At 68.8% G+C, this 25,121-nt stretch carries 21 protein-coding genes and 4 pseudogenes; 11 read left to right on the top strand and 14 right to left on the bottom strand.

The window, feature by feature from the left end:
- Positions 1-244: 244 nt before the first annotated feature.
- The 5 genes from GA0070604_RS20340 to GA0070604_RS20320 all read right to left on the bottom strand — a co-directional run bounded on the left by GA0070604_RS20340 (position 245) and on the right by GA0070604_RS20320 (position 4,759).
- On the bottom strand, positions 245-940 hold the full coding sequence (locus GA0070604_RS20340) for a class I SAM-dependent methyltransferase (protein WP_091120760.1): 696 nt from the start codon (positions 938-940) through the stop codon (positions 245-247).
- The gene (locus tag GA0070604_RS20335) at positions 937-1,722 is read right to left on the bottom strand and encodes an ABC transporter ATP-binding protein (RefSeq protein ID WP_091120757.1); all 786 of its coding nucleotides are present in this window, start codon (positions 1,720-1,722) and stop codon (positions 937-939) included. The genes GA0070604_RS20340 and GA0070604_RS20335 overlap by 4 nt, the downstream gene beginning before the upstream one ends.
- Positions 1,719-2,708, bottom strand: coding sequence for an ABC transporter substrate-binding protein (locus GA0070604_RS20330; protein WP_091120754.1), 990 nt, complete (start codon positions 2,706-2,708; stop codon positions 1,719-1,721). Before GA0070604_RS20330 ends, GA0070604_RS20335 begins: the two co-directional genes overlap by 4 nt.
- A 28-nt stretch (positions 2,709-2,736) precedes the next feature.
- The gene (locus GA0070604_RS20325; RefSeq protein WP_244162023.1) at positions 2,737-3,822 is read right to left on the bottom strand and encodes a FecCD family ABC transporter permease; all 1,086 of its coding nucleotides are present in this window, start codon (positions 3,820-3,822) and stop codon (positions 2,737-2,739) included.
- 154 nt (positions 3,823-3,976) lie between these two features.
- The gene (locus tag GA0070604_RS20320) at positions 3,977-4,759 is read right to left on the bottom strand and encodes a class I SAM-dependent methyltransferase (RefSeq protein WP_091120752.1); all 783 of its coding nucleotides are present in this window, start codon (positions 4,757-4,759) and stop codon (positions 3,977-3,979) included.
- Here GA0070604_RS20320 and GA0070604_RS20315 point away from each other — a divergent pair.
- From GA0070604_RS20315 to GA0070604_RS20305, 4 genes and pseudogenes are all read left to right on the top strand, one after another.
- Positions 4,758-4,967 carry a hypothetical protein gene (locus tag GA0070604_RS20315; RefSeq protein WP_091120749.1) on the top strand — a complete coding sequence of 70 codons (210 nt, stop codon included), beginning with the start codon at positions 4,758-4,760 and terminating at the stop codon, positions 4,965-4,967. The genes GA0070604_RS20320 and GA0070604_RS20315 overlap by 2 nt on opposite strands.
- A gap of 177 nt (positions 4,968-5,144) precedes the next feature.
- Positions 5,145-5,312 (top strand): annotated as a pseudogene (locus GA0070604_RS33695) (superoxide dismutase); the annotation flags it as partial.
- A gap of 109 nt (positions 5,313-5,421) precedes the next feature.
- Entirely contained in the window at positions 5,422-5,607 is a 186-nt protein-coding gene (locus GA0070604_RS33690; RefSeq protein WP_244162022.1) for a Fe-Mn family superoxide dismutase, read from the top strand.
- Between the two features lie 340 nt (positions 5,608-5,947).
- Complete coding sequence (locus GA0070604_RS20305; RefSeq protein WP_091120746.1) at positions 5,948-7,027, top strand: endonuclease/exonuclease/phosphatase family protein; 1,080 nt, start codon at positions 5,948-5,950, stop codon at positions 7,025-7,027.
- 473 nt (positions 7,028-7,500) lie between these two features.
- Here the strand turns inward: GA0070604_RS20305 and GA0070604_RS20295 are convergent, their stop codons facing one another.
- Positions 7,501-8,412: a methyltransferase domain-containing protein gene (locus GA0070604_RS20295; RefSeq protein ID WP_244162021.1), complete on the bottom strand. Its 912-nt coding sequence runs from the start codon at positions 8,410-8,412 to the stop codon at positions 7,501-7,503.
- A gap of 275 nt (positions 8,413-8,687) precedes the next feature.
- Between GA0070604_RS20295 and GA0070604_RS20290 the strand changes: the two genes are divergently transcribed.
- Positions 8,688-8,927 (top strand): hypothetical protein, encoded by a 240-nt coding sequence (locus GA0070604_RS20290; RefSeq protein WP_091120735.1) that lies wholly within the window; start codon positions 8,688-8,690, stop codon positions 8,925-8,927.
- On the opposite strand, the gene GA0070604_RS32610 is transcribed toward GA0070604_RS20290, so the two are convergent.
- Positions 8,916-9,068: a hypothetical protein gene (locus tag GA0070604_RS32610; RefSeq protein ID WP_167363533.1), complete on the bottom strand. Its 153-nt coding sequence runs from the start codon at positions 9,066-9,068 to the stop codon at positions 8,916-8,918. The two genes, GA0070604_RS20290 and GA0070604_RS32610, sit on opposite strands and share 12 nt — an antisense overlap.
- A gap of 177 nt (positions 9,069-9,245) precedes the next feature.
- On the opposite strand from GA0070604_RS32610, the gene GA0070604_RS33685 reads away from it, so the two are divergent.
- The 3 genes from GA0070604_RS33685 (at position 9,246) to wrbA (ending at position 11,243) form a co-directional block, all read left to right on the top strand.
- Complete coding sequence (locus tag GA0070604_RS33685) at positions 9,246-9,350, top strand: peptidase E (protein WP_244162020.1); 105 nt, start codon at positions 9,246-9,248, stop codon at positions 9,348-9,350.
- A gap of 63 nt (positions 9,351-9,413) precedes the next feature.
- On the top strand, positions 9,414-10,343 hold the full coding sequence (locus GA0070604_RS20280) for a phosphotransferase (protein ID WP_167363532.1): 930 nt from the start codon (positions 9,414-9,416) through the stop codon (positions 10,341-10,343).
- 288 nt (positions 10,344-10,631) lie between these two features.
- Positions 10,632-11,243, top strand: coding sequence for an NAD(P)H:quinone oxidoreductase (wrbA, locus tag GA0070604_RS20275; protein WP_377593942.1), 612 nt, complete (start codon positions 10,632-10,634; stop codon positions 11,241-11,243).
- A gap of 409 nt (positions 11,244-11,652) precedes the next feature.
- Here the strand turns inward: wrbA and GA0070604_RS33680 are convergent, their stop codons facing one another.
- The 6 genes and pseudogenes from GA0070604_RS33680 to GA0070604_RS20245 form a co-directional block, all read right to left on the bottom strand.
- The gene (locus GA0070604_RS33680) at positions 11,653-11,817 is read right to left on the bottom strand and encodes a hypothetical protein (RefSeq protein ID WP_244162019.1); all 165 of its coding nucleotides are present in this window, start codon (positions 11,815-11,817) and stop codon (positions 11,653-11,655) included.
- Between the two features lie 277 nt (positions 11,818-12,094).
- Positions 12,095-12,235 carry a hypothetical protein gene (locus tag GA0070604_RS32605; RefSeq protein WP_167363531.1) on the bottom strand — a complete coding sequence of 47 codons (141 nt, stop codon included), beginning with the start codon at positions 12,233-12,235 and terminating at the stop codon, positions 12,095-12,097.
- Positions 12,236-12,445: 210 nt separating this feature from the next.
- A pseudogene (locus GA0070604_RS20260) lies at positions 12,446-12,757 on the bottom strand (transposase); the annotation flags it as partial.
- A 160-nt stretch (positions 12,758-12,917) separates the two neighbouring features.
- On the bottom strand, positions 12,918-13,913 hold the full coding sequence (locus GA0070604_RS20255) for a glycoside hydrolase family 62 protein (RefSeq protein ID WP_208602135.1): 996 nt from the start codon (positions 13,911-13,913) through the stop codon (positions 12,918-12,920).
- A 217-nt stretch (positions 13,914-14,130) separates the two neighbouring features.
- Entirely contained in the window at positions 14,131-15,513 is a 1,383-nt protein-coding gene (locus tag GA0070604_RS20250) for an endo-1,4-beta-xylanase (RefSeq protein ID WP_244162226.1), read from the bottom strand.
- Between the two features lie 662 nt (positions 15,514-16,175).
- Positions 16,176-16,364, bottom strand: a pseudogene (locus GA0070604_RS20245) (RICIN domain-containing protein); the annotation flags it as partial.
- 905 nt (positions 16,365-17,269) lie between these two features.
- Here GA0070604_RS20245 and GA0070604_RS20240 point away from each other — a divergent pair.
- The 3 genes and pseudogenes from GA0070604_RS20240 to GA0070604_RS20230 all read left to right on the top strand — a co-directional run bounded on the left by GA0070604_RS20240 (position 17,270) and on the right by GA0070604_RS20230 (position 23,383).
- Complete coding sequence (locus GA0070604_RS20240) at positions 17,270-19,597, top strand: ricin-type beta-trefoil lectin domain protein (RefSeq protein WP_091127290.1); 2,328 nt, start codon at positions 17,270-17,272, stop codon at positions 19,595-19,597.
- A 113-nt stretch (positions 19,598-19,710) separates the two neighbouring features.
- Complete coding sequence (locus tag GA0070604_RS20235) at positions 19,711-21,549, top strand: family 43 glycosylhydrolase (protein WP_091120704.1); 1,839 nt, start codon at positions 19,711-19,713, stop codon at positions 21,547-21,549.
- 191 nt (positions 21,550-21,740) lie between these two features.
- Positions 21,741-23,383, top strand: a pseudogene (locus tag GA0070604_RS20230) (glycoside hydrolase family 27 protein).
- A 237-nt stretch (positions 23,384-23,620) separates the two neighbouring features.
- Here GA0070604_RS20230 and GA0070604_RS20225 read toward each other — a convergent pair.
- Positions 23,621-25,111: an endo-1,4-beta-xylanase gene (locus GA0070604_RS20225; protein WP_279615701.1), complete on the bottom strand. Its 1,491-nt coding sequence runs from the start codon at positions 25,109-25,111 to the stop codon at positions 23,621-23,623.
- Between the last annotated feature and the right edge of the window lie 10 nt (positions 25,112-25,121).

Genomic DNA, 25,121 nt, shown 5'->3' with positions numbered 1-25,121 from the left:
GAGTTGGCCTCGGATCTCCGCTAAAAATTGGTCGAGGCGATGTTCGTGCTTGCTGGTCTTCGATCGGTGAACGATCAAGGCGTAGGCGAGGACCGGCGCGGTGGCCGGGTTTCTCCGTAGGCTTGCCGTCGGCCCGGCCATGCTGCTGCTCGACGAGCCCGAGGGCCACCACGCTTGCGGGCCTTCATCGTCACGCTCGGGTGTCGCCGAAGGCGACTGGGTCCGGGGAAAGCTCGGGACGGGTTCAGATCCGGCCGGTGACCAGGTACTGCATCTGGTGATCGTGGTTCGGTGCCGCGCCGAACTGTCGGTCCAGCTCGAAGATCGATGCCAGCGGCGTGACCGTGACTTCCGCCAGACCCGCCTGTTCCAGGACCGCTGCGGTCTGGTCGATGGATGTCGCGGTGGCCAGCGGCAACATCGCCTGCACGTGGCTGTTGTAGTGGTCGGCGAAGTTCTCCGTGGCGTTGTCGAGGCCGTGGGGGAACCAGGTGCTGTCGACGACTGCGATCGTGCCGCCGGGGCGCAGCAGGCGGACCCAGTTCGCCACCGCGGTCTCCGGTTCGCGCAGGGTCCACATCACGTAGCGACTGACCACCGCGTCGAAGCTGGCGGCCGGGAAGCCCGGATGCACGGCGTCGCCGTGCTGGATCACCGGACCGTTGGCCATGGCCGCGGCGTGCCGGCGGGCCTGGGCCAGCATGCCTTCGGAGAGGTCGATCCCGGTGACCCGGTGCCCGAGACCGGCCAGGATCATGGCGGCCTGCCCGGTGCCGGTGCCGACGTCGAGCACGTCCAGCGGCGCCGCAGGCAGGGCCTCGGCCCAGATCGCGGACCATGCCCGCTGGTTGGCGGCGAGGCGGTCGGGGCGCTGGACGTACTCGTCGTAGCTCGGGGCGCGGTCGGTCCAGTATGCGTTGATGCGGTCTTGCGCAGTCATGCGGCAGTCCTATTGTCGATGGTTCGGCCGTGCGGGTGGAACAGGAGGTGGATGGCGTTGTCGAGTTCCAGGCGTCGGATGCCGATGCCGTAGACAGGCTCGAGGAGCGCCGGGTCCAGCACCTCGTCGGTGGTGCCGGCGGCGGCGACTCCGCCTGAGCCGAGCAGCACCAGGTCGTCGCAGTATCGGGCGGCGAGGTTGAGGTCGTGCAGCACGACGACGGAGCAGGTGTCCAGGTTGCGTACCAGGTGGAGGATCTCGTGTTGGTAGCGGATGTCCAGGTGGTTGGTGGGCTCGTCGAGTAGCAGGTGGGTGGCCTGTTGGGCGAGGGCGCGGGCGATCAGCACCCGCTGACGTTCCCCGCCGGAGAGTTTCGCGAACCCCCGCATGGCCAGGTGCGCGGCGCCGACCCGTGCCAGGCACCGGGCGGCGATCTCCTGGTCGGCCGGACTAATGCGTTGGAATGCTGACAGGTGTGGCGTTCGGCCCAGGAGCACCAGTTCCGCCACAGTCAGAGCGGTCTCGCCGCCGGTTTCCTGCACCACCACAGCGAGCCGTCGCGCGGCTTCCCCCGACGACAGGGTGGACAGTTCGTCGCCGTCGACCAGGACCTGGCCGGTGCCGCTGTGCAACGCGCCGTAGAGCAGCCGCAGCAGCGTGGTCTTGCCGCTGCCGTTCGGGCCGATCAGCCCGAGCACCCGACCGGGTCGTGCGGTGACGCTGACCCCGTCGATCACGGGGTTCGCGCCGTAGTGCCAGGAGATGGCGGTTGCCTGGATCACGCGCTGCCCTTGAACCGCTGCACGATCCGCTCCAGGCCGTCGATCGACAGCGGGGTGGGCGGCTCGGTGAAGTTGAACAGCTGGGTCATGATGTCGCCGTTGCCGACGGCCTTGAGTTTCTCGGCACCGGGCAGCCCGGTCAGGCCCTGCTCGACTGCCTTCGGATCCCCGTCGGTGTACAGCAGGATCAGCACGTCGGGATCGCGGCCGAGCAGTTCCTCCACGGTGACCTCGAAGACCCGCTTCTGCACGTCGCCGAAGACGTTGCGGAAGCCCGCGGCCGCCAACTGCGGGTGGGCCATGCTGGCCGTTCCGTAGGCGTACGTGGTGCCCCCGCCGACCGTCGGGTACAGCACCGCCGCCGTGCGTCCGGACGACGGGTCCGCCTCGGCCTGGATCTTCGTCATCCGCTCCTTAAGCGCGGTGACCGCGGTCGTGGCCTCGGCCGTACGGCCGAACACCTTGCCGTACGTCTGGAGCTGGGCGTAGATGTCGTCGAAGGTTGCCGCGGCCGTGCTGCCGGGGCACATGGCAGGCTCCTCCAACAGGGGGATGTCCACCGCCGACAACGTGTCGCGGGAGAGATTGTCCACCTGGCCGAGCACCAGATCCGGCTGATGGCTGATCACGACTTCCTTGGAGATCTGCAGGTGGCCGCTGGTGTCGGTCTTGTCGGTCAGCAGCGGGATCCGGTCCAGTTCGGCGCGGGTCGCCTCGTCGTAGTACTCCATCGGATATTGGCCGGCGCGAGCGGTGACCCGGTCCATGACGCCGATCGCGTGCAGGTACGGCACGGCCGCACTCTTGAGCAGGACGACCCGCTTCGGGGCGGCGTCGAACGTCACCTCCGTCCCGCAGTTGGTGACAGTGACCGGGTAACCCTGGCCGGTCGCGGCCGATCCGGCGTCGGGGCCGCCGCCACAGGCCGTGGTGAGCAGAACTGTCGAGGAGATCGCCGCGGTGACGGCGAGACGAAGTGACTTCATGCCTCTCTTTCCTGGCGGATCGGGCGCCTCACGCGCCGGTGGAGTGCAGACGACGGATCAGGAACAGCAGGAAGGGCGCGCCGAGCAGGGCGGTGATGATGCCGATCGGGATCTCCTGCGGGGCCAGTAGGACCCGGGCGAGCACATCGGCCCAGACCAGGAGAATGGCCCCGAGCAACGCGGCGGCCGGCACCACGCGTACGTGCGGCGCTCCGACGATGCGTCGGGCCAGGTGGGGGATGACGAGGCCGACGAATCCGATGCTGCCGGCTGCGGAGACCAGCACGCCGACGCTGAGCGAGACGATCGCGAGCAGGCGTAGCCGGAACCGGTCAGGTGACACGCCCAGCGTCTGCGCGGTCTCGTCACCGATGGCCAGGACGTCGAGGCGCCGTCCGACGATGGTCAGGTAGACGATCATGCAGCCCGCCACAATCGCCGTCACCGCCAGCAGGGCGTTCCACCGGGCCAGCCCCAGGGATCCGAGGAGCCAGAACATCACCGATCGGCCGCCTTCGGCGGATCCCGATGCGAAGATCAGGAAACTGGTGGTGGCGTAGAGCGCGTAGCCGACGGCGACTCCGGACAGGAGCAACCGGATCGACGTCACCCGGCCTCCGCTGCGCGCGATCAGGAAGACCAGCAGCGACGCCGCGAGCGCGCCGCCGAAGGCGCTGCCGGACAGGGCGTACTGCCCGAAGCCGGCCCCGGCGCCGAACAGGATCGCCGCGGCGGCTCCGCTGGAGGCTCCGGAGTTGATGCCCAGCAGGTATGGGTCGGCCAGCACGTTACGCACCATGGCCTGCAGCGCTACCCCACACACCGCCAGCCCGGCGCCGACGAGCATGCCGAGCAGCACTCGGGGCAGTCGGACCTGCCAGACGATGGCCTCCTGTGGGGGCGTCCAGTTCACCTCGACGGGCAGGCCGAGGTGGTGCCCGATGATCGAGGTCACGGTCATCGGGGGGATCCCGATCGCTCCGGTCCCGACCGCGGCCACCCCGGTCAGGACCAGCCCGACCGCCAGCACGAGCAGCCAGATCCCGGTGCGGCGGCGCTGCGCCGCGATGCCGAGCAGATCCTGGTGACCCTTCGGCCGGGCGCTGGCTGTCACCGTACCCCCCTCCATCTGCAACTTGTTGGCTCTTGCAAAGTCTTGGCAAAAGCTAACAGCAAGATCAACACAGTGGAAGCGGGGTGAGGTGTTGTTCACCCCGCCGAGCCCGTGACCTTCCGTCGCTCCGGCAGAGCCTCCCGCCCGGTCCGGCTCATCGGACGGCGAGCAGGATCCGGTCGTCGAAGTTCTGCCAGATCGTGCCGATCTCTCGGAATCCGGCCTCGGTCAGGGCGGTGACATGGGTGGAGAGTGAGGTGAGCAGGTCACCGTCGCGGGGCCCGTACTGCTGGTCGGCTCGCTCACGCCGGGCTGTCCGTTTCCCGGCGGCGGCGGCGAGTAGTTCGTTGCTGGTGGCGTCGGCCCACCATCGCTCCCAGTCGGGCACCCCGGCGACGGCGAACGCCTGCTTGGCGGCCCGCTCGTTCGCCGACTCGGCGAGCCGTTCATGGGTGGCCTGCCCGGCGTCGTACGGCATGTTGTCGCCGTTGAGCAAGATCCCCCCGGGGCGCAGCAAACGCGCCGCACGACGGTAGACCTCGAACAGAACGCCCGGTTCCAGCCAGTGCAGGGCGGTTGTCGAGACGACGACGTCCACGCCGTCGACGCCCAGGCTCTCGTGCCAGCGCGGATCGCGCAGGTCGGCGTCGACCCAGCGAAGCCGGTCGGCATAATCGGACAGGGCATGCTGGCCGAGCTCCAACAGCAGCGGATCGCTGTCGACGGCGATGGCGGTGGCGGCGGGGTGAGCGGCAAGAATCCGCTGGGACAGTGAGCCGGGCCCGCAGCCGAGGTCGAGAGCGACGAAGCTGTCTCCGATCACCTCGCCGATGGTGCGAGTGATCATGGCGAAGCGTTCCTCACGGCGAGGCAGGTAGCCGGCCTGCTGGTCGTCCCAGGAGGACAGCAGCTTCTGCCAGGGGTCGACGGCGGTCATGTCGATGCTCCGTTCGGTCGTAGCGGGGTTGATGGTCGGCGGCCAGGCCGAACAGGTCGCGAGCGGCGCCGAGTTGTCAGCTGATCCGGTGCCGCGCGGCGGCTGCCGCGCGGACGGGCTCACGTTGTCGACGGACCCGGCCGCCGTACATCACGACGTTCTGGTTGGCGACGTGATCCTCGACGTGGCGCTGCATGGCCTTCAGTGAGGATGGCGCGCAGGGTGCGGCGCAGCCGGGCTCATCGCCGGGGTCGACTGATCGGTCTCCGATGTGATCAATCACCGCTCCCATGACAGCCGCCGTCTTGTTGCAACACGTTTGCAACAGCCAGAGTATGGCATCATCATCGGGGTGGTCCCGGTGGCGGGCTGCACCCTGCCTGACATGCCCTACGGCTACGGCGCCCTGGAACCGGCCATGTCCGGGCAGATCCTGGAGCTGCGCCACAGCAAGCACCACGCCGCATACGTCATCGGCGCCAACGACGGCCTCGAGCAGCTCGCCGAGGCCCGCGCCAAGGGTGACGTCAGCATGCTGGTCGGTCTGGAGAAGACGTTCGCATTCAACCTGTCCGGGCACGTGCTGCACTCGATCTTCTGGGGCAACCTGTCCCCGGACGGCGGCGACCGCCCCGGACGGCGAGCTGGCCCCCGCGCTCGACGTGCACTTCGGCTCCTTCGACGCGTTCGCCGGGCAACTGTCCGCGGCGACGAAGAGCGTGCAGGGCTCCGGCTGGGGTGTGCTGGCGTGGGAGCCGCTCGGTCAGCGGCTGATCGTGGAGCAGGTGTGCGACCACCACGGTAATGTCGGCCGGGGCACCACCCAGCGACCACCGGCCGGTAACTGAGGGCAGGGTCCGTCACCCACGGCGGCGCGGCCTTCTGTCGGCCGGCTGCCGGTCGCAGTCCGAGCGGCCGACGCGCCCCGGCCCCGGCATGCCCGGCCGGTACGGGCACTATGTCGCCGATGAGGTCGGCGCAGCGTGTCAGGGGACACGGTCGACTCGGGCAGTCCGATACGACGGACTGGCTGACCATGCACGGCGCGCGTACGGGCTGTGCCAGATCTCCCGCAACGGAGGCTGGCAGCACGGACCGCACCCTGAAGCGATCGACGAGGGCCGCTGCCCGAGTATGTATGCCGACCCACCCGGGACCCGATGATGCAACAGTGAGCGAGGACAGACGATGACGCAGGCGGACACGGCGGAGACCGGGCAGGGCGGTGCCAGCCGCCGGGACACCGGCGCCGGGACCTGGCGCCCGCGCATCCGCCGGGCGATACGCGCCGCCTCCCGGCCGGGTCCCTGGAAGCGCGGCCTGGTGCTCGCGGCGCTGGCGTTGCTGCTCGGGTTGCTCATGCTGCTGCACGCGAAGATTCCGAACCGGATCGGGAACCTCGGCAGCCTGGTGGAGACCTTCCTGCCGTGGTTCGGCCTGTTCATCCCCGTACTGCTGATCGGGGCGCTCTGGCGCCGCTCCGCCTCCGCGGTGGCCGCGCTGCTGCTGCCGGTCATGGTGTGGCTGAACCTCTTCGGCGGGCTGCTCGCGGACAAGTCCCACACGGGCAGTGACCTCACGGTGGCCAGCCACAACGTCGGCGCCGACAACCCCGACCCGGCCGGTACCGCCCGCAGCCTGGCTGCCTCCGGGGCGGATGTACTGGCCCTGGTGGAGCTGACCGAGCAGGCCAGGGGCACGTACGAGAAGGAGTTGGCGAAGGCGTACCCCAACCACACGGTGCAGGGCACGGTCGGGTTGTGGAGCAAGCTGCCGCTGTCGGACACTCAGCCGGTCGACATCAAGATGGATGCCGGGCCGCTGGCGGACACCAAGCCGGTCGAAATCAAGATGGCCTACACCCGGGCGCTGCGTACCACGGTGACTACGGACCAGGGTCCGCTTGCGGTGTATGTGGCCCACCTGGGATCCGCACGGGTGAATCCCAGGGCGGGCTTTTGGACGGCCCACCGGGATAGAAACGCCCAGGCGCTCGGCAAGGCCATCGCCGCCGAGAAGAACGAGCGGGTGGTGCTGCTTGGCGACCTGAACGGCACCATGGACGACCGTGCGTTCGCCAGCATCACCTCGCAGCTGCGCTCGGCGCAGGACGCGGCCGGGGATGGCTTTGGCTTCAGCTGGCCGGCGCAGTTCCCGGTGGTGCGGATCGACCAGATCCTGGTCCGCGGCGTGAAGCCGGAGAACTCGTGGGTGCTGCCGGCCACCGGCAGTGACCACCTGCCGGTGGCGGCCAGCATCAGCTGGTGAACACGGCGTTAAGGTTGGCGCTCCACCTGCTGTAGCTGGCGCTCGTCTCCACCAATGCGCTGATGATTCAGGACATGCCTGCCGAGCCCGACTGGGCGGACGTCCTCACCGACGAGGACAAGCGGGACCCCGCTGTTCTGGATGCACCTCCAGAGACGGCCCGTCAAAGCAGGGTGGCAGGTGCCCCTCGCACGGCCGTCAGCCGGGCGGGCGATGACGGTGTAGTCATGGGCGTCCGTGTCGCTCCTGCCGATCTCGGTTGGTAGGAACGACACGGGCCTTTGCTGTCGAGGTCGCCGGTGTCACCACCACCGCGGTCTTCGACGCGCCCGCCTGGCCGGAGGCTGCTGAGCGGGACTTCCTTACCCTGCTGTGCCGGCGGCGCTTCGGTGTACCGCAGGCTGGGGCCGTTGCTGCGAGCGAGCCTGGACAGCCAAGAGGAGCGCTTCGGCCGAAGTGATCGCCTGCAAGGGCTATCCCGGGCGGCGTCCCCATGCCGAGATCAGCGGCGCGAGAGTGAGGTCGAGTTCGCCGGCATCGATGGCGGCCAGGTGCGCGTCGATCTCGGCGTCGTTGGCCAGCCCTGCGGCGAGCAGCTCGGCGCGGACCATGCGCACCGTCGCGGCCTCCAGCCGGTCGCAGGCTAGCCCGCCGACCGGGAAGCAGCCGGCCGCCGTGACATCGACCAGGCCGGCCGCACGCAACGCCCGTGGCAGCGTACGGCCGTAACGCAGGTCGGCGCCGCGGCGGGTCATCAGCTCCCGGACGGCGCGGCGCAGCCGGTTGGCGCGTTGCTGTGCCGGGCCGAACTCGTCGAGGCAGGCCAGCGGCTGCAGCTCGGTGTCGGCGTCCTCGACCAGTAGCCAACCGCCGGGCCGTAGCGCCGCCACCATCGCCGCCAACGCCCGGGCGCGGTCGGGTACGTGGACGAGCACGAGCCGGGCGTGTACCAGGTCGAACGTGCCTGGCTGCGGCGGCGGGTCCCCGACGATGTCGTGCCGGAGCACCTCGTACCCGCCGTGCGGGTCCAACCAGGCCGGATTGATGTCCGTGGCCAGCACGTAACCGGTTGGTCCGACGGCCGTGGCGAGTGCCTCGGGAATGCTGGGGCCTCCAGCGCCGACTTCCCAGCAGCGCCAGCCCGCCTTCACTCCGAGCCGGTCGAAGTGCCCCCGTGTGACACCGTCGAACAGCTCGGCCAGCCAGGTGAACCGCTCGCCCGCCTCCACGCGGGCGTTGTCGAGCAGGTAGCGGTGATCCGGGGCGGACCCTGTGGTGTGCGGCGATGGGCTGCCGGACCGCGCGCCAGCAGTATTCACCGGCCCGCCCGAAGTCGTGTCCGGCTCGGACCCGGCGGGGTCGGCGAGGGGCTGCGACGAACTCATGCCTACATCCTCACGACCTATCGCGGGCTGTGTCAGTGCGACACGGGATGAAAGCCGACACAGCCTGGCTTTAGCCAAGCAGGCCGATCCCTCACCCCTCGACACGACTACGCGCAGGCCATGGCCTCGCCGCCGCGTGGCGGACATTCCGGGCCAGCGGGGCGGCATGTCTGATCACGGTCGGCCCGCTCGACCGGCCGGAGGATGTAGCCGCGTACACGGCCGCGCTGCCCGCCGCCACGATCACGCTGTGCCAGCTACAGGCCAGTCGGCAAGTGCTGGGCGACCGGGTCGCACGCCGTGGCCGAGGCCTCACCCCGACAAGGGGCCTGGCCGGCGACGAGCTGATCGGGCAACCGCATGCGCGGCTACGCGAGATCGCCGAGCAGGCGGCGCGGACCGTCAACGCCCTGGACGGGGTCGGAGATCTGCGAGTGGACACGGACGACCGGCCCGCAGACGAGATCGCCACAGAGATCCTCAGCCGTACCGGCTGGTCGTCGCTACTTCGGTGAGTCCGGCACGCATAGTAGGTACGCGTGTTCCGCGCCCACGTCGTTGAGCGAGGACGCAGTGCGCTTGGCCGCCTGCCGTCCGCACCACTCGACGTACGCGGCCTGGTTGGCCACCCGCTCGCGTTTGGGACAGTGGCTCATGCCGTTGAGCGCGTATCACCTCAGCCCTGCTCGGTGACCTAGCCGACCTCCACCTCCTCGGCGAAGAGCGGATCAAACCGGCCTGCCCGCTGTTCGACTGGTACGTCAAGCCGCACCTCGACTCCCCGTCCTTCCCCCAACCGCGACGAGGCATGGGCAGACCGGCTGGCGGCGAGCGTGGACTTCCCGCTCTACCTGCTCGACGACGACTCCGCGATCCGGGTCCGCGGCGACAAGGTGGACGTCGTCTCGACCGGGCGCTGGCGGCTGGTCGGGCAATGACCGAGCCGAGCCTGCCGCGCGAAATCGGGGGACACCCGTGGTCGCCGACGGGAGGATGGCGGCATGAAAATGCACGCCGACCAGCTCCACGTCGACAGGCAGACCGTCCGCCGGCTGGTCGAGGTGCAGTTCCCTCAGTGGCGCGGACTGCCGGTCACCGAGCTGCGCACGCCAGGGACCGTGAACGCGATCTTCCGGATCGGCGACGACCTGGCCGCCCGCTTCCCGCTGGTCGGTCACGACCCGGCGCAGGCCCGCGCGTCGCTGGAGGCAGAGGCCGAGGCCGCGCGTGAACTGGCCGACGCCGCCACCGTGCCCACCCCGGAGCCGGTGGCGATCGGGGAGCCGGGCGCGGGCTATCCGCTGCCGTGGAGCGTCCAGACCTGGCTGTCCGGCCGCGACGCGACGGTCGAGGACCCCGCAGGGTCGAACGCGTTCGCCCATGACCTGGCCGAGCTCATCGCCGGGATGCGCGCCCACGACACCGGCGGGCGACGCTTCGACGGCGTCGGTCGCGGCGGGCACCTCCCGGACCACGACGAGTGGCTCGAGACATGCTTCCGGCAGAGCGAGGACCTGCTCGACGTACCCCTCCTGCGGCGGATCTGGGCGGAGCTTCGGACGCTGCCCGAGGTCGACGAGGACGCGATGTGCCACCGCGACCTCAACCCGCCCAACATCCTCGTCGAAGACGGCCGTCTCGTCGGCGTCCTGGACGGCGGCGGCTTCGGCCCGGCGGACCCGGCGCTCGACCTCGTGGCAGCCTGGCATCTCCTCGACGAGACCCAGCGCGGCATCCTCCGCCGCGAGCTCGGATGCGACGACGTCCAGTGGCGGCGCGGGATGGCTTGGGCGTTCCAGCAGGCGATGGGGCTGGTCTGGTACTACCTCGATTCCAACCCGACGATGAGCCGGTGGGGCAGGCGCACCCTGGACCGCATCGTCGATGCCTGGGCCGTCCGAACGACGACAGTTCCCCTCCCTAGAGGCTGACCGAGTTCGGTGAGTGTGTGAACGCACTCATCTGGTGTCGCCGACCCTCCCCTGGTCGCATCTGCCTCACCAGATCGACGAAACATCGCACCGAACTGTGAGCTCGGCGCGTCGCCTCACATTTCGAGGGGTCGAGTCGTCGTACTGCTGAGCCCATCCAGCGAGCCACCGCGCTGGCGCTGACCATTCTGCTGGCGCCCGCGCGGGCGGCGCACCGTCCGCTGCAGCCCGGGCTCCGGCGGTACCCGCCCGGCAGCACGAAACAGAACCTGCGAGGCAAGGAAACCGATCATGGAAGCCGTGAAGGTCGCAATCATCTACTACAGTTCCACTGGCACGGTGCACGCCCTGGCGCGAGCGGCGGCCGAGGGCGCGGAGAAGGCCGGCGCATCTGTGCGACTGCGCAAAGTTGCCGAACTGGCCCCACCGGAGGCGATCAACGCCAAGCCGGCCTGGGCCCAACACATCCAGGACACGGCCGACGTCGCCGAGGCGAGCCTCGACGACCTGGCTTGGGCCGACGCGGTACTGTTCGGCACCCCCACCCGCTTTGGCAACCCATCCAGCCAGCTCAGGGCGTTCATCGACACCACCGGCCCCCTGTGGTTCCAGGGCAAACTCGCCGACAAGATCTACTCGGCTTTCACCGCCTCCAACACCGCCCACGGCGGACAGGAGTCCACCATCCTGGCGCTGGGGAACACGTTCTACCACTGGGGCGGCATCATCGTGCCCCCCGGCTACACCGACCCCATCCAGTTCCAGACAGGCAATCCCTACGGGGCCTCCCACGTAGCCGGCGATGGCCCACCCAACGACGTGGCCTTGGAGGCGGCCCGTTACCAGGCCCGGCGCGTCGTCGACACCGCGGCAGCACTCAAGGCCGGCCGCGCCGCCTAACTTAGCCCAGCCGCGGCAGGACACCGTTGTAGCGGCGGCCCCGTCAGGTGTTGGCCGGGGCCGCCGCTGCGGCATCTCGCATCGGCTCCGGCAGACGCGCCCAGCGGCCAGGCCACCAGCGCCTGTCCCGCACAATCGGTCCGAGCAGGCACCCCGACGCCGCCCATGCGATCATGCCGCTGAGGGAGCGCGCTCGACGCCGTTCAGGTCGCGTCTGCTGCAGCCTGCGTCTACGAGACTGGTGGGTTGACGCGCCGGCCGCGTCACAGCAGCCGAACGTTCAGCTGAGACCGCGGTGGGCGGCCCACAGCGCGCCGGCGCGGCTGGCAGCTTTCGCGATTAGGGCCGCAAGCTCGGGCCTGTTGGGCACGGGGAACGAGAGGTATGTGCCGCGGCCGCCGCCGGTCGGTCAGCCGTAGGCCTTTGCCGCGAGGTGCCCGTCCGGGAGGAGTCGGACGTTGAGTGTGGTGAGCGTGAACTCCTCGCCGCGTCGAGTGTCGGTCCAGCGGAGCCCCTCGGGGATCGTGACGTTGATCGCCAGGGCGCTCACATCGAGGGCGACGTCGCTGCTCATGGACACATGTTCTCACGCGAATCGGCGCCCGCTCATGCCGCCGGCCGTGCGCATCGTCCGCCAGAATGCCGGTCACTGCTGTAGCGCGATCGGTCGGCGCGACAGCTGCCGGACATGCCGAGAACGGTGCCTTCAGGCGGCGTGCTGATGCCCTGGGCGGCATCGCTCCTGCCGCTGGCGACCGTTCTCCAGCTGTCGGCGGCACCGAGACGGCGTCCGGGGCCTCCTGCGAGAGAGTGTGCCGCGCCGAACAGTTCGGTCGCTGCCAGACTGGAGATCAGAAGACGTCGTAGTAGCCCTGCTGCCAGCGGTCGGCGTTACGGCGCCAGGTATGCCGGGTCACCCACACGAACAGACCCGCGCCTGCGCACGGCAGCACGATGATTAGGAGAGCCCCGTCACGCGTCACAGCGGCCATCAGCAGAAAGATCGACGTGAAGATTGCTGAGATGGCAACGCTCGGTTCCGGCCGCCGCACCCAGTAACGCAGTATCCCAGGCCGAGATCGTTGCCCGCGCCGAGGAGTCTCACGATCCTTGAGTTCTGGCAGTCGCCGACGCGGTCTGCGCTGGCGTTTCTTCCGCCGCCCTGGCCTCGACACGCGACCGATCCTAGTGTCTTCAAAGGTTCACAACCACTGGAGTAGCGCGGCGACGGTGGCATGGTAGTACGAGGCGGTCTTGTCGTAGCGGGTGGCGACGCTGCGGCACTGCTTGGGCCGGTTGAAGCAGTGTTCGACGACGTTGCGGTGCTTGTAGAGCTGCTTGTCGAACGCTGGTGGCCGGCCGCCTCGGCTGCCTCGCCTGCGACGGTTCGCTTGCTGGTCTACGCGCTCAGGAATCGTGTGCCCGATGCCTCGCCGGCGCAGGTCAGCCCGGACGGCCTTGGGAGCATAGCCCTTGTCGGCGATGACGTGGTCCGGGCGGGCCCGGGGCCGGCCGCGCCGCTCCGACCTCGAATCGGTCGGGGCGGCCGGCGAGCCGAACCAGCGGCGCGCCGATACCTCGGTTCCCGTGAGACGCCGGCTCGCCGCCGGCACCCGGCCGTCAACGCGCGTTGGCGCCAGCCGGATTCAGCCCGGCTGGCGCCGACCCGGCTGTTCAGCGAACGCAGTACGCGTCCAGCGGATCCGGTCCCTGCTGGGTGAGCAGGCCCAAACGATAGGGGAGCAGCCCGTAGTCGCCCCCGGCGCTCGGGTCGAGCCCCTGGTAGAGGAACTTGTTCTGGCTGCATGGGTCGATGGTGAGTTGCTGACCATTGCCGGCGCGGATCATTTCGCCGTGAGAGATGTCCTTCGTCCAGGCGCCGCTCGGGAAGTGGACGTTGTTGCTGCGGGCGAAGGGGGCCGCCTCGGTGTCGGCCAGCGGTGCCCAGGGGCCCGAGATGTGGGGCGACGTCCAGCTGCGGAACCAGCGGCGCCCGTCGCTGCCGATTGCCTCGACCAGCAGCAGGTAGCTGCCGGAATCGCCGAGCCGGTAGACGTTGGACGCCTCGAACAGGTCGAACCTGTTCGGGTCGGCCATGGCGATCACGGTGGAGTTGTCGAAGCCATTGGGGAAGTTCCGGAGCGAGGTCTCCGAGCGGTACAGGTGGCCGTTGTCGTCGGACGAGAACAGGTAGCACTTCGCGTCGTCGCAGATCGTCCAGAAGTCGACCCAGTATCCCTGGCCGATGTTGTCTCTGATGATCTGCGGCATGCTCGAGTAGAAGTTCTTCGGCTTGGACCACGAAGAAGGGTCGTCGATGTTGGTGGTGGTGGAATAGGAGCCGCCGCCATCGCTCTGGAAGATGAGATACCACAGCTTCTGCGGCGCGAAATAGAAGACCTGAGGGGCTGCGCGGTAGCCGGGCCCGATGGCTGACTGGTCGAGCATGTACTGCGGAGCGGCGTCGGCCTGCGACCAGTTGCGGAACGACTTGTACGCCATCGTCCAGCCGGCCTTCGCGTCAAACGTCGTCATGAACACGTGCCACTTGCCGCCGTACCAGACCACGGACGGGTCCTTGACGGACACGAGGTCGTGCCCCGCTGCCTGCTGTGGGGTGATCACGGGTTCGGAGGAGGAAATCCAGTTGAAGGCGTCGCGGGTCGGCACCGACGGTGCTCCGGCTGCTGCGCTCGTTCCGGGGTGCAGGGCGGGGGCCAACATGGCGAGCGTCGCGGCGCCCGCGGCGAGCAGCCGTTTCGACGTGGAGAGAGGACGTCGTCTCACACTTCGACCTTCCTGATGGGCCGCATCGAAGATGCGGCGTGGGGGATTGGCGCTCGAGAGGGGGCGGCAGCCGTCACGGGCGCCGCGACGAACGATCGGGTCAGTTCAGGCTGAACCGCTGGTTGGCCTGTCCGTTGCAGTCGTAGATCTGGATCTGCTGACCGTTGCCGGTGCCCCAGACGTCCAGGCAGCGTCCGGACTGGACGCCCGTGATGGTTCCGTTCGAGTTGACGCTCCACTGCTGGTTGGCCTGCCCGCTGCAGCTGTAGATCTGCACGGCCGAGCCGTTGCCGGATCCGGCGGCGTCCAGGCACATGGTGCCGTACACCGTCAGCTGCCGGCTCGACGTGAGGGTCCACGCCTGGTTGACCTGGCCGTTGCAGTCGTAGAGCTGGACCCGCGTGCCGTTGTTCCGCGACGCGTTCGGCACATCGACGCACCTGCCGGATTGGGCGCCGATGATCCGCTTCGCTCCGCCTGGCGTGGCAGAGGGCGAGGACGGCGGGGAGGAGGTGGGGCCACCGGTCGAAGTCGGCGAGGACGTGGTGGTCGGGCCGGCGGCATTGAGGGCGTTGAGCACCGAGTTGTAGGCGGCCTTCTTGTTGCCACCGCCGTCGAACAGCAGCGGGCTTTCACTGGAGCGCCACGAGTCGCTGTCCCGTACGCCCCAGACGGTGATGCCGACGCAGCGGGACACGTTGACGCAGGCCTGGGTCAGCCCGGCGTACTGGGTGGTCGACGCGTTGGTGACGTCGACCTCGGTCAGGGCCACGTCCACGCCCAGGCCGGCGAAGCTCGACAGTGTGGTCTGAAAGTTGCTCGGCAGCGAGCTGCCGCCGGTGAAGTGGGTCTGCAGGCCTACGCAGTCGATCGGCACGCCGCGAGACTTGAAGTCCCGGATCATGTTGTAGACGCCCTGCGTCTTGGCGTAGGACCAGTTCTCGATGTTGTAGTCGTTGTAGCACAGCTTGACCGAGGGGTCGGCGGTGCGAGCCGTGCGGAACGCCACCTCGATCCAGTCGTTGCCGGTGGCCTGCAGGTTGGACTGCCGGCGGCTGCCGTCCTCGTTGAAGGCCTCGTTGACGACGTCCCAGTAGGCGAGCTTGCCCTTGTAGTGGGCCATCACGCCGTTGATGTGATCGATCATCGCCTGGCGCAGGCTGCTGCCGCTCAGGCTCTGCATCCAGCTCGGCTGCTGTGCGTGCCAGGCGAGGGTGTGGCCGCGGACCTTCATGCCGCGCTGGGTCGCCCAGTTGTAGATCTGGTCGCCGGAACTGAAGTTGAACTGGCCACGCTGGGGCTCCGTCGCGTCCGGCTTCATCTCGTTTTCGGCCGTCACCATGTTGAACTCGCGCCCGGCGATCGTCGTGTACGCCGAATCACCGAGCCGGCCCGCGGCGATCGCCGTGCCGAAGTACCGGCCCGACTGCGCGGCCGCCGCGCCCAGGGTGCTCGCTGCGGCGTTCGCATCCGGGATCACCATCACCGCGCCCAGTGCGGCAACGGCGGCGGCGGTACCGCTGATCAGCAGTCGTACCCGTAGCGAGCGACTCCGCAGGGAGCCAGGAGAGTAGACAGAAGAACTGGTTGCCACGATGGCCTCCTTTCTCGGTTCTGCTGTCCCGGTCACCGAGCACCTCACGGGTGGTGGGCTGTCGCAGTGCGTGCGAGGGGAAGCCGTGGATTCGGGCAACCTGGGCCAGCGAACGATGAACCTCAATGTCAAGTCATGCTGACACGGGTAACACCGCTGAAACAACAGATTCCGGAAGACTTCCGGGAGCGAATTGCGGCTCGGCTCGGACGTCGGTCGCCTCGAGCTACCAGGTCTACCTGTACGTTTGGCCCGCCCAGGTGACGTCTGGGCGGGCAGTCGATCAGCGCGAGAGCGCCGTAATGGGGTGTCGCGGGAAGCATCGTCCGAAACTTTCGGGCGCAGGTTCATCGATGACCGGGTGCTCGGACAGCAGGTTCATCCGGCCTGCGGCGTGACCGGGGCGGTCTCGGCCTTGCGCCGAGCCCGCCGCTCCAGTTCCACCCGGTCCTGGTCGCGAGCCGTGACAGCACTCCCGAATCAGCATCCGTCGTTGCCGGCGGACCTCAGGTGCACCCGTGGCGGGCCTGCGTCACGCCAACTAGCGCTGCAGCGTCAGAGGCGCCCATCACCTCGATCGCCTTGTTGCTGTTCCGGTTGATGAACCGGACGTAGCCGCTGTCGGAGTCGGCGAGCCGGAACTGCTGGTTGGTCTGGTTGCCGTCGGTCCACTGCACGATGTCGGCGCTGTTGGCGGTCGAGAAGTTGTAGACGTCCAGCACCTTGCCGGACAGCCGCGACGTGCCCATCGTCCTATGACCATCGACTGTGAGCGATAACATCCCGTTCGTCAAGTCGGCGTTTCCGGCGGGCTCCGGGACGGCCGCGACATCGCTGCATTCGCACTCCGGGGCCGCCGAGCGGTGCCGGCGACGGACCCGAGATGTTCCGCCGGCGGTCCACCTTCTTGCTACGCGATGGGGCGGCCACCTCCGCCAGGTCGCCGGAGGTGTCGAACCATGGCGGCCGGTTTCTTCGGTGCCGCGATGGCAGAGCTGCGGGGGTGGGCCAGGCGGATGCCAGTGCCGCCTGATTGGACGATGCCGTCTGCTCTGAGCGACCTGGTCGCCGCGGCGCGGTCTCGGCTGCGCTGTCGGCGCAGACGCTCCGGGCGCCAGGCGGTGCGGCGGCGGGACAGCCGCCGGGGCGTCGTGGGGCTGCTCGACCATACGCGGGCGTCGCGGATAACGCTTTTTGACGCGCGATTCGAGGCTCCGGAGTTGGCAGAACGGAAGCGCTCGAAATAGACGCGCTTCATTGCTGATCGCCTCTGTTATCGCTAACATAACTTTTGCCGTGCTGAGCGGAGGCTGGGGGTCCGGGCGGCCCAGCCCCCACTCAGCCCGGGATGCCCCCGGCGCGGCGGAACAGCTACGTCCGGCCCCCGAGCGTCCTGCCGCACCTGCACTGCACGTGGGTCACCTCGACCTGCTGACGCCCCCCGCCGGCACGCCCACGCGGCGCGCGTCGCGATCTCGGCAACCCGAGGGATCGCAGTCCGCGTCCGAGCACACCAGGCCGGCTTCGGAGTCCCCACCAGGCCGAAGCAGGCCCCCCACCACCGTGCACGACAGGAGACACTGTGTTCGTATCCTCGTCCCCCACCGGATGCAGACAGGTGGCGGCCCGCGTCGCCGCCGCGGTCATGATCACCGCGGCCGCCGTGCTCGTCGCCGCCGCACCGGCCGCCGCGGCCACCACCACCATCTACGCCGCACCCTCCGGTACGGGCAGCACCTGCTCCGTCAGCCAACCGTGTTCGCTGACGGCCGCGCAGGCGGCGGTCCGCTCCCGCAACGCCGCGATGTCCGGCGACATCGTCGTGGAGCTGGCCGACGGCGTGTACCGGCTCGCCGCACCGCTGCGACTGACCGCGGCCGACTCGGGCAACAACGGCTACACCGTCATCTGGCGGGCCGCCTCGTCGGCCCGACCGGTGATCAGCGGTGCCAGGGCGGTGACCGGCTGGTCGCTCGCCGACGCCGGAAGGAACATCTGGCGGGCGAACGTCGGCACCGGGACAGACAGCCGGCAGCTCTACGTCAACGGCGCCATCGCCACCCGTGCCCGCACGGCCGTGAACCGGTCCGACTTCACCTTCACCACGACCGGCATGCGATTCAGCAGCGGCGCCCTGAGCTACCTGAACAACCTCGCCAACCAGAACCGGGTCGAGGTGGAGAGCGTCGGCTCGTTCACGGACCGGTACTCGCCGGTGCAGAGCATCGCCGGCAACTTCCTCACGATGCAGCAGCCGGCGTGGAACAACAACACCTTCGGCTACGACACCCTCAGCCAGCCGCACCGAGCCGGCCCGCTCTACCTCGCCAACGCGTACGAGTTCCTGGACTCGCCGGGGGAGTGGTACCTCGACCCCGGGACCGGCGTGCTCTCCTACATCCCGCTCGCCGGGCAGAACATGGCCACCACCAGCGTCGAGCTGCCCGTGTTGCCGTCCCTCGTGAATGTCGGCGGCACGTACGACGCGCCGGCGCACCACATCTCGTTCAGCGGGATCACTTTCACCGGGACGAGCTGGCTGGGGCCCAGCAGCAACCAGGGCTTCGCCGACCAGCAGACCGGGGCCCACATCACCGGTACCTGGGCCCGACCGGCCGACGCCCTGACCTCATGTCAGGAGGGCTGCCAGCTCTTCGAGGCCACCCGGCCGAGCTGGAGCCAGATGCCGGCCGCGGTACAGGTGTCCGCCGCCAACACCATCACCTTCAGCGATTCCCAGTTCGTCAACCTGGGCCAGACCGCGGTGGGCATCGGCAACGACGCCAACGCCCACGCCAGCGGGGTCGGCCTAGGCGCCAGTAACATCACGATCACCCGCTCCGAGATCGCCCGCAGCTCGGCCGGCGGCATCGTGGTGGGCGGTGTACGCGCCGACGCGCACCACCCCAGCGACTCCCGGATGGTCAACCGGGACATCACCATCAGCAACAACCGGATCCACGACCTCGGCGCGGACTACCGGGGCATCGTCTCCGTCCTGACCACCTACGTCAACACGTCCACCGTCTCCCACAACGAGGTCTACAGCCTGCCGTACACCGGCATGTCGATCGGCTACGGGTGGGGCGCCAACGACGCCGGCGGCAGCACCGAGTACGCCAACCGCGGCCTGTACAACTACCAGCCGCGCTACACCACGCCGACCACCGCGTCCAACAACCGGCTCACCGGCAACTACGTCCACGACGTCATGCAGCAGATGACCGACGGCTCCTGCATCTACACCCTGTCGGCCAACCCGAACGCGCTGATCAGCGACAACTACTGCCTGCGTACCAACGGCTGGTTCGGGCTCTACTTCGACGAGGGCTCCCGGTACTACACGGTCCGCACCAATGTCTTCTCCAGCACCGGCACCTGGGCCACCGCCAACTACTGGGGCGGGGAGAACATGGGCAACTTCACCGTCACCGGCAACTGGTCGACCAACGGCAGCAGCAACGTGACCAACGGTGACCGCGGCAACGTCGTCTCCGGCAACACGACGGTCACGAACAACAGCTGGCCCTCGGGCGCGCAGGCGGTGATGGCCTCCGCAGGGGTCCAGACCGGCGTCGGCCAGCAGGACGTGCAGATAGTCGGTAGCCAATCGGGCCGGTGCGTCGAGATCGGTGGCTCGAGCACGACCAACGGCACCCAGGCGCAACTCTGGGACTGCAACGGTGGCACCAACCAGCGGTGGACCTACACCGCCGGCAAGCAGTTGCAGGTGTACGGGAACAAGTGCCTCGACGCGTCCGGGCAGGGCACGGCCAACGGCACGCAGGCGATCATCTGGGACTGCAACGGCCAGACCAACCAGCAGTGGAACCTCAACGCCAACGGCACGGTGACCGGCGTCCAGTCGGGACTGTGTCTCGACGCCAACGGCGCCGGTACGGCGAACGGCACGAAGCTCATCCTCTGGACGTGCAACGGGGGCACCAACCAGCAGTGGGCTCTGCGCAACTGAGCACGGCGTGCGGCCGGCCCGCCCCGGCCGGCCGCACGCCGGGTCCGCAACGACGGTGTGCGACGTGGCCGCAGTCGCGATCAGACAACAACCGGCAGCCCTTGGAGGCAGATATGAGAGTGTTCTCTCCACTTCCCGGCAAGCTCCGTGTCGGGCGGCTCATCGCCTGGGTCGCGGCGGTGCTCTGCGCCGTCGCTCTCGTCCCTGGCGTGGCCCGGGCGGACAACCCGATTATCCAGCACATCTACACCGCCGACCCGGCTCCGCTGGTCTACAACGGCCGGGTGTACCTCTACACGGGTCATGACGAGGACGCCTCGACCTGGTTCACCATGAAGGAGTGGCGGGTCTGGTCGTCCGCCGACATGGTGAACTGGACCGACCACGGATCCCCGCTCAGCATCGCCAGCTTCAGCTGGGCCAGTGCCGACGCCTGGGCCGGCCAGGTCATCGCCCGCAACGGCAAGTTCTACTGGTACGTACCCATGACCGTGCGGGCGACCGGCGCGATGGGCATCGGGGTGGCGGTGGCCGACAGCCCGACCGGCCCCTTCCACGACGCCATTGGCCGGCCCCTGGTGTCCAACGGCGAATTCGACCCGACCGTCTTCATCGACAGCGACGGACAGGCCTACCTGTACTGGGGCAACCCCCACCTCTGGTACGTGAAGCTGAACGCCGACATGATCTCCTACTCGGGCAGCCCCGCCCAGATCCCACTCACCACCGCCGGGTTCGGCACCCGCACCGGCGACGCGAACCGGCCGACACTGTTCGAGGAAGGCCCCTGGGTCTACAAGCGCAACGGGCTGTACTACAACGTCTTCGCGGCGAAGTGCTGCTCCGAGTTCATCGGCTACTCGACGGCCCCCGGCCCCACCGGGCCATGGACCTACCGCGGAACGGTCATGCCGACCCAGGGCAGCAGCTTCACCAACCACCCCGGCATCGTCGACTTCAGCGGGGGGTCGTACTTCTTCTACCACAACGGCGCGCTGCCGGGCGGCGGCGGTTACACCCGGTCGGTCGCGGTCGAGAAGTTTTCCTACAACGCCGACGGCTCGATCCCCACCATCAACATGACCACCACCGGGGCACCCCAGGTCGGCACCCTCAACCCGTATACCCGTCAAGAGGCCGAGACGATCGCCTGGGAATCGGGTATCGAGACCGAACCCGCCAGTGAAGGCGGGATGGACGTCGGCTGGATCGACAACGGCGACTACATCAAGGTCAAAGGCGTCGACTTCGGCGCCGGGGCGAACTCGTTCACCGCGCGGGTTGCCTCCGCGACCAGCGGCGGCACCATCGAGCTCCGCCTCGACAGCACCTCCGGTCCGGTGGTGGGACGGTGCACCGTCCCAGGTACCGGCGGCTGGCAGACGTGGGTGAACACCTCCTGCACCGTCACCGGCGCAACCGGCACGCACGACCTGTACCTGCGTTTCACCGGCGGCAGCGGCAACCTGTTCAACGTCAACTGGTGGCAGTTCGCAGGGGCCGCCGGCGGCGGGAATCTGATCGCCAACGGTGACGCGGAGAGCGGCACGTCGGGCTGGGGGGTCATGGGCAGCGGGACGCTGTCGTCGAACGCCGCGGTCGTGCACGGTGGTGCGGCGTCGTTGTCGGTCACCGGGCGTACGGCGTCGTGGAACGGTCCCAGCCAGGACGTGACCTCGAAGCTCACCAACGGCAAGAGCTACACCACCACCGTCTGGGTACGCAGCCAGAGCGGGACGCCGACCGTGAAGGCGACCCTGGCGCTGACCGCCAACGGCACGACGAACTACCTCTCACTCACCCCGGGAACGGCGGTGAGCCCCGACGGTTGGACGAAGCTGACCGGCACGGCGGCGGTGTCCTGGAGCGGAACGCTGTCCGGCGCCACCTTCTACGTGGAGACGGCGTCGGGAACGGACAGCTTCTTCGTCGACGACGTCTCGCTCCAGTAGTCCCTGCCGACCGCACCCGCCGGCACGGCCCAGGTGAATATCGACCGGGCCGGCGGGCGCCCGAGGGACTCGAAGCGTCATATGTATCGACCTTGATGACATCCACCAGCCGTCGACCCGCCGCGGCCACCGTGACCCGTCGGCGGACCACCACCTGCCGCGGCGTACCGCCGCGGCGGAAAGGAGAGCTGATGAGAAACCTCGCCTCGCGATGGGGCGCTGCCCTCACGGCCGCGTTGCTGCTGACCGGCACCGCGGTCGGGCTGCGTCCCGCCGCCTCGCTCGCCCTGGACAACGGGGTGGCCCGCACCCCGCCGATGGGCTGGAACAGCTGGAATTCGTTCGGCTGCAACATCAACGAGTCGCTGATCCGGCAGGCCGCCGACGCCATCGTCACCAGCGGCATGCGCGACGCCGGCTACCAGTACGTCGTGGTCGACGACTGCTGGTTCAACCCGAACCGCGACTCCGCCGGCAATCTCCAGGGCGACCCGGGCCGCTTTCCGAGTGGCATGAAGGCGCTCGGTGACTACCTGCACAGCAAGGGCCTCAAGTTCGGTCTCTACGAGGTTCCGGCCGACCGGACCTGCGCGCAGTACTTCGGCTCCTACCCCGGTGCGACCGGAAGCCAGGGACACGAGGCGCAGGACGCCCGGCAGTTCGCCGCCTGGGGCGTGGACTTCCTCAAGTACGACTGGTGCTCACCCGACGGCACCATCGACCAGCAGGTGACCACCTTCGCCCGGATGCGCGACGCCCTCGCGGCGACCGGCCGGCCGATCGTCTACAGCATCAACCCCAACAGCATCCACGCCAAGACCGGGCCGCAGCGAAACTGGGGCGACGTGGCCAACATGTGGCGCACCACCGAGGACATCACCAACGCCTGGGACACCGGTCAGACCAACGGCTACCCGATGGGCATCCAGAACATCATCAACGTCACGGTGCCCCTCGCGGGATACGCGCGTCCCGGCGCGTTCAACGACCCCGACATGATGGAGGTCGGCCGGGGCGGCATGACCGACACCGAGATGCGCAGCCACTTCGCGATGTGGGCGGTGCTCGCGGCGCCACTGATCGCGGGCAACGACGTCCGTTCGATGTCGTCGGCAACCCAGAGCGTCCTGACCAACCGCAGCCTCATCGCGATCAACCAGGACTCTCTCGGCCTGCAGGCCACCCAGGTCTCCTTCGACGGCACCCGACGGGTGCTGGCCAAGAAGCTGGCCAACGGTGACGTCGCCGTGGCCCTGTTCAACCAGGGCGGCACCACCACGACGATCTCGACCACCGCGACCGCGGTGGGCAAGACCGGCAGTTCCTTCACCCTGCTCGACGCGTGGACCAACGCCGCCAGCACGACCAGCGGCGCCATCTCCGCCAGCGTCCCCGGCCACGGCACAGTCGTCTACCGGGTCAGCGGCGGCGGCACCACGACCCCGCCCCGACCACCGCCGGCGCCCTGGTCAGCGCCGCCTCCGGCCGGTGCCTCGACGTGCCGCAGAGCAACACCACCAACGGCACCCAACCGGTGATCTGGGACTGCAACGGCGGCGCCAACCAGCGCTGGACGGTCAGCGGCGACACCCTCCAGGCCCTCGGTAAGTGCCTCGACGCGCCGACCAACGCCACTGCGGGCGCCAAGGCGCAGATCTGGGACTGCAACGGCGGCGCCAACCAGCGTTGGAGCCGCAACACCGACGGCACCATCCGGTCCCTACAGTCCGGCCTCTGCCTCGACGTCAACGCCGCCGCCACCGGCAACGGCACCACAGTGATCCTGTGGACCTGCACCGCCGCCGCGAACCAACGGTGGACCGTTACCTCGTAGTCTGCTCAGCGGGTTGGGCTGGCTCCGCCTGCCCTGGCTGTGGCACGTGGACCGGTGGCCCGGACTGATCCGGGCCACCGGTCCTGTGCGGCGACCCACCACCACCGATCCACGTGATCAGCGGGGGCACCGCGTGGGTGTCCCGGTGGTCCCTGGGCGGGAGCACCGGGACACCCGGTCAGCGGGTCGAGCCCGCTCGGCTGTGCGGATGAACGCCCGCCGCGCGAAGCGCGCCCGTCACCCGACCCGGACGAGCTGCCATTGCTGGTTGGCGCCGTTCCAGTCGCTGTACTGGACGACGTTGGCGCCGTCGGCGGTGTCGGCGTTCTGTACCTCGACGGCCTTGCCGCTGTTGCGGTTGAGGAGTCGGATGTATCCGCCGGTGGAGTCGGCGAGTTGGAACTGTTGGTTGGTGGCGTTGGCGTCGGTCCACTGGATGAGCGGGGCGCCGTCGGTCGTGGCCCGGTTGGAGACGTCGAGGACCTTGCCGGAGTTGCGGGACTTCAGGCGGTAGTAGCCCCCGCCGGAGTCGACGAACTGCCACTGCTGGTTGTTGCCGTTGTTGCGGGTCCACTGGGTGATGCGGGCGCCGTCGGCGGTGGAGGCCCCGTAGACGTCGAGGGCCTTGCCGCTGTTGCGGTTCAGCAGCACGTACCAGGCGTTCGTGTCGACCGGCCCGGTCGGCGGTGTGGTGCTGCCGCCGGCGTTGAGGGCGTTGAGGGTGCTGGTGTAGGCGGCTTTCTTGTTGCCGTTGGCGTCGAAGAGAAGGGGGTTGTCGCTGCCGCGCCAAGAGTCGCTGTCGCGTACGCCCCAGGTGGTGATGCCGGTGCAGCGGGTCACGGCGAGGCAGGCTTTGGTGACGGCGGCGTACATGTTGGCTTGGTTGGTGCCCTGGGTGATGTCGAGTTCGGTGATCTGGACGTCGACGCCGAGGTCGGCGAAGCGTTGGAGGTTGGCCTGGTAGTCGCCGGGCAGGCTGGTGCCGAGGTGGGACTGGAAGCCGACGCAGTCGATGGGTACGCCGCGGGATTTGAAGTCGCGGACCATGTTGTAGACGCCGGTTGACTTGGCGTTGACGCCGTCGGTGTTGTAGTCGTTGTAGCAGAGTTTGGCGCCCGGGTCGGCGGTGCGGGCGGTGCGGAAGGCGACTTCGATCCAGTCGTTGCCGGTGCGTTGGAGGTTGGAGTCGCGGCGGCCGCCGCTGGTGCCGTCGGCGAAGGCTTCGTTGACGACGTCCCAGGCGTAGATTTTGCCTTTGTAGTGGGTGGCGACCTGGGTGACGTGGTTCATGGCGGCGTTGCGCAGGGCGGTGCCGGAGAGGTTTTGTGCCCAGCCGGGTTGTTGGGCGTGCCAGAGCAGGGTGTGGCCGCGGACTTTCATGCCGTGGGCTTGGGCGTGGGTGACGATCTGGTCGCCCCCGTTGTAGTTGAACTGGTTCTGGGACGGTTCGGTGGCGTCCCATTTCATCTCGTTCTCGGGGGTGATCGCGTTGAACTCGCGGTCGAGGATGCCGGTGAACTGGCTGTCGGACAGTTTGAACGCGGGGACGGCGGCGCCGAAGTAGCGGCCCTTCTCCGCGGCCGAGGCACCCAGCGTGGTGCCCGCGTCGGCGGAACCGGCGATCACCAGTGGGGCGCCGACAGCGATCAGCGCGGCGGTCAGCAGGGTCAGGATCGCCCGTAGCCGCATCGAGAGTCGTCCTAGCGGCGGGCGACGGTGTTCCCTCATTTTCACACCT

This window comes from Micromonospora eburnea (assembly GCF_900090225.1).
Classification (GTDB): domain Bacteria; phylum Actinomycetota; class Actinomycetes; order Mycobacteriales; family Micromonosporaceae; genus Micromonospora; species Micromonospora eburnea.
The sequence above is the reverse complement of the archived record's forward strand: the minus strand, read 5'-3'. Positions and strand labels throughout refer to the sequence as shown.

Coding starts and splice junctions, on each gene's coding strand:
- GA0070604_RS20340 (WP_091120760.1), bottom strand. CDS start 940: ATGACTGCGCAAGACCGCATCAACGCATACTGGACCGACCGCGCCCCG.
- GA0070604_RS20330 (WP_091120754.1), bottom strand. CDS start 2,708: ATGAAGTCACTTCGTCTCGCCGTCACCGCGGCGATCTCCTCGACAGTT.
- GA0070604_RS20315 (WP_091120749.1), top strand. CDS start 4,758: ATGTCGATGCTCCGTTCGGTCGTAGCGGGGTTGATGGTCGGCGGCCAG.
- GA0070604_RS20320 (WP_091120752.1), bottom strand. CDS start 4,759: ATGACCGCCGTCGACCCCTGGCAGAAGCTGCTGTCCTCCTGGGACGAC.
- GA0070604_RS20305 (WP_091120746.1), top strand. CDS start 5,948: ATGACGCAGGCGGACACGGCGGAGACCGGGCAGGGCGGTGCCAGCCGC.
- GA0070604_RS20295 (WP_244162021.1), bottom strand. CDS start 8,412: ATGAGTTCGTCGCAGCCCCTCGCCGACCCCGCCGGGTCCGAGCCGGAC.
- GA0070604_RS32610 (WP_167363533.1), bottom strand. CDS start 9,068: ATGAGCCACTGTCCCAAACGCGAGCGGGTGGCCAACCAGGCCGCGTAC.
- GA0070604_RS20280 (WP_167363532.1), top strand. CDS start 9,414: ATGAAAATGCACGCCGACCAGCTCCACGTCGACAGGCAGACCGTCCGC.
- GA0070604_RS33680 (WP_244162019.1), bottom strand. CDS start 11,817: ATGAGCAGCGACGTCGCCCTCGATGTGAGCGCCCTGGCGATCAACGTC.
- GA0070604_RS32605 (WP_167363531.1), bottom strand. CDS start 12,235: ATGGCCGCTGTGACGCGTGACGGGGCTCTCCTAATCATCGTGCTGCCG.
- GA0070604_RS20250 (WP_244162226.1), bottom strand. CDS start 15,513: ATGGTGATCCCGGATGCGAACGCCGCAGCGAGCACCCTGGGCGCGGCG.
- GA0070604_RS20240 (WP_091127290.1), top strand. CDS start 17,270: ATGATCACCGCGGCCGCCGTGCTCGTCGCCGCCGCACCGGCCGCCGCG.
- GA0070604_RS20235 (WP_091120704.1), top strand. CDS start 19,711: ATGAGAGTGTTCTCTCCACTTCCCGGCAAGCTCCGTGTCGGGCGGCTC.
- GA0070604_RS20225 (WP_279615701.1), bottom strand. CDS start 25,111: ATGAGGGAACACCGTCGCCCGCCGCTAGGACGACTCTCGATGCGGCTA.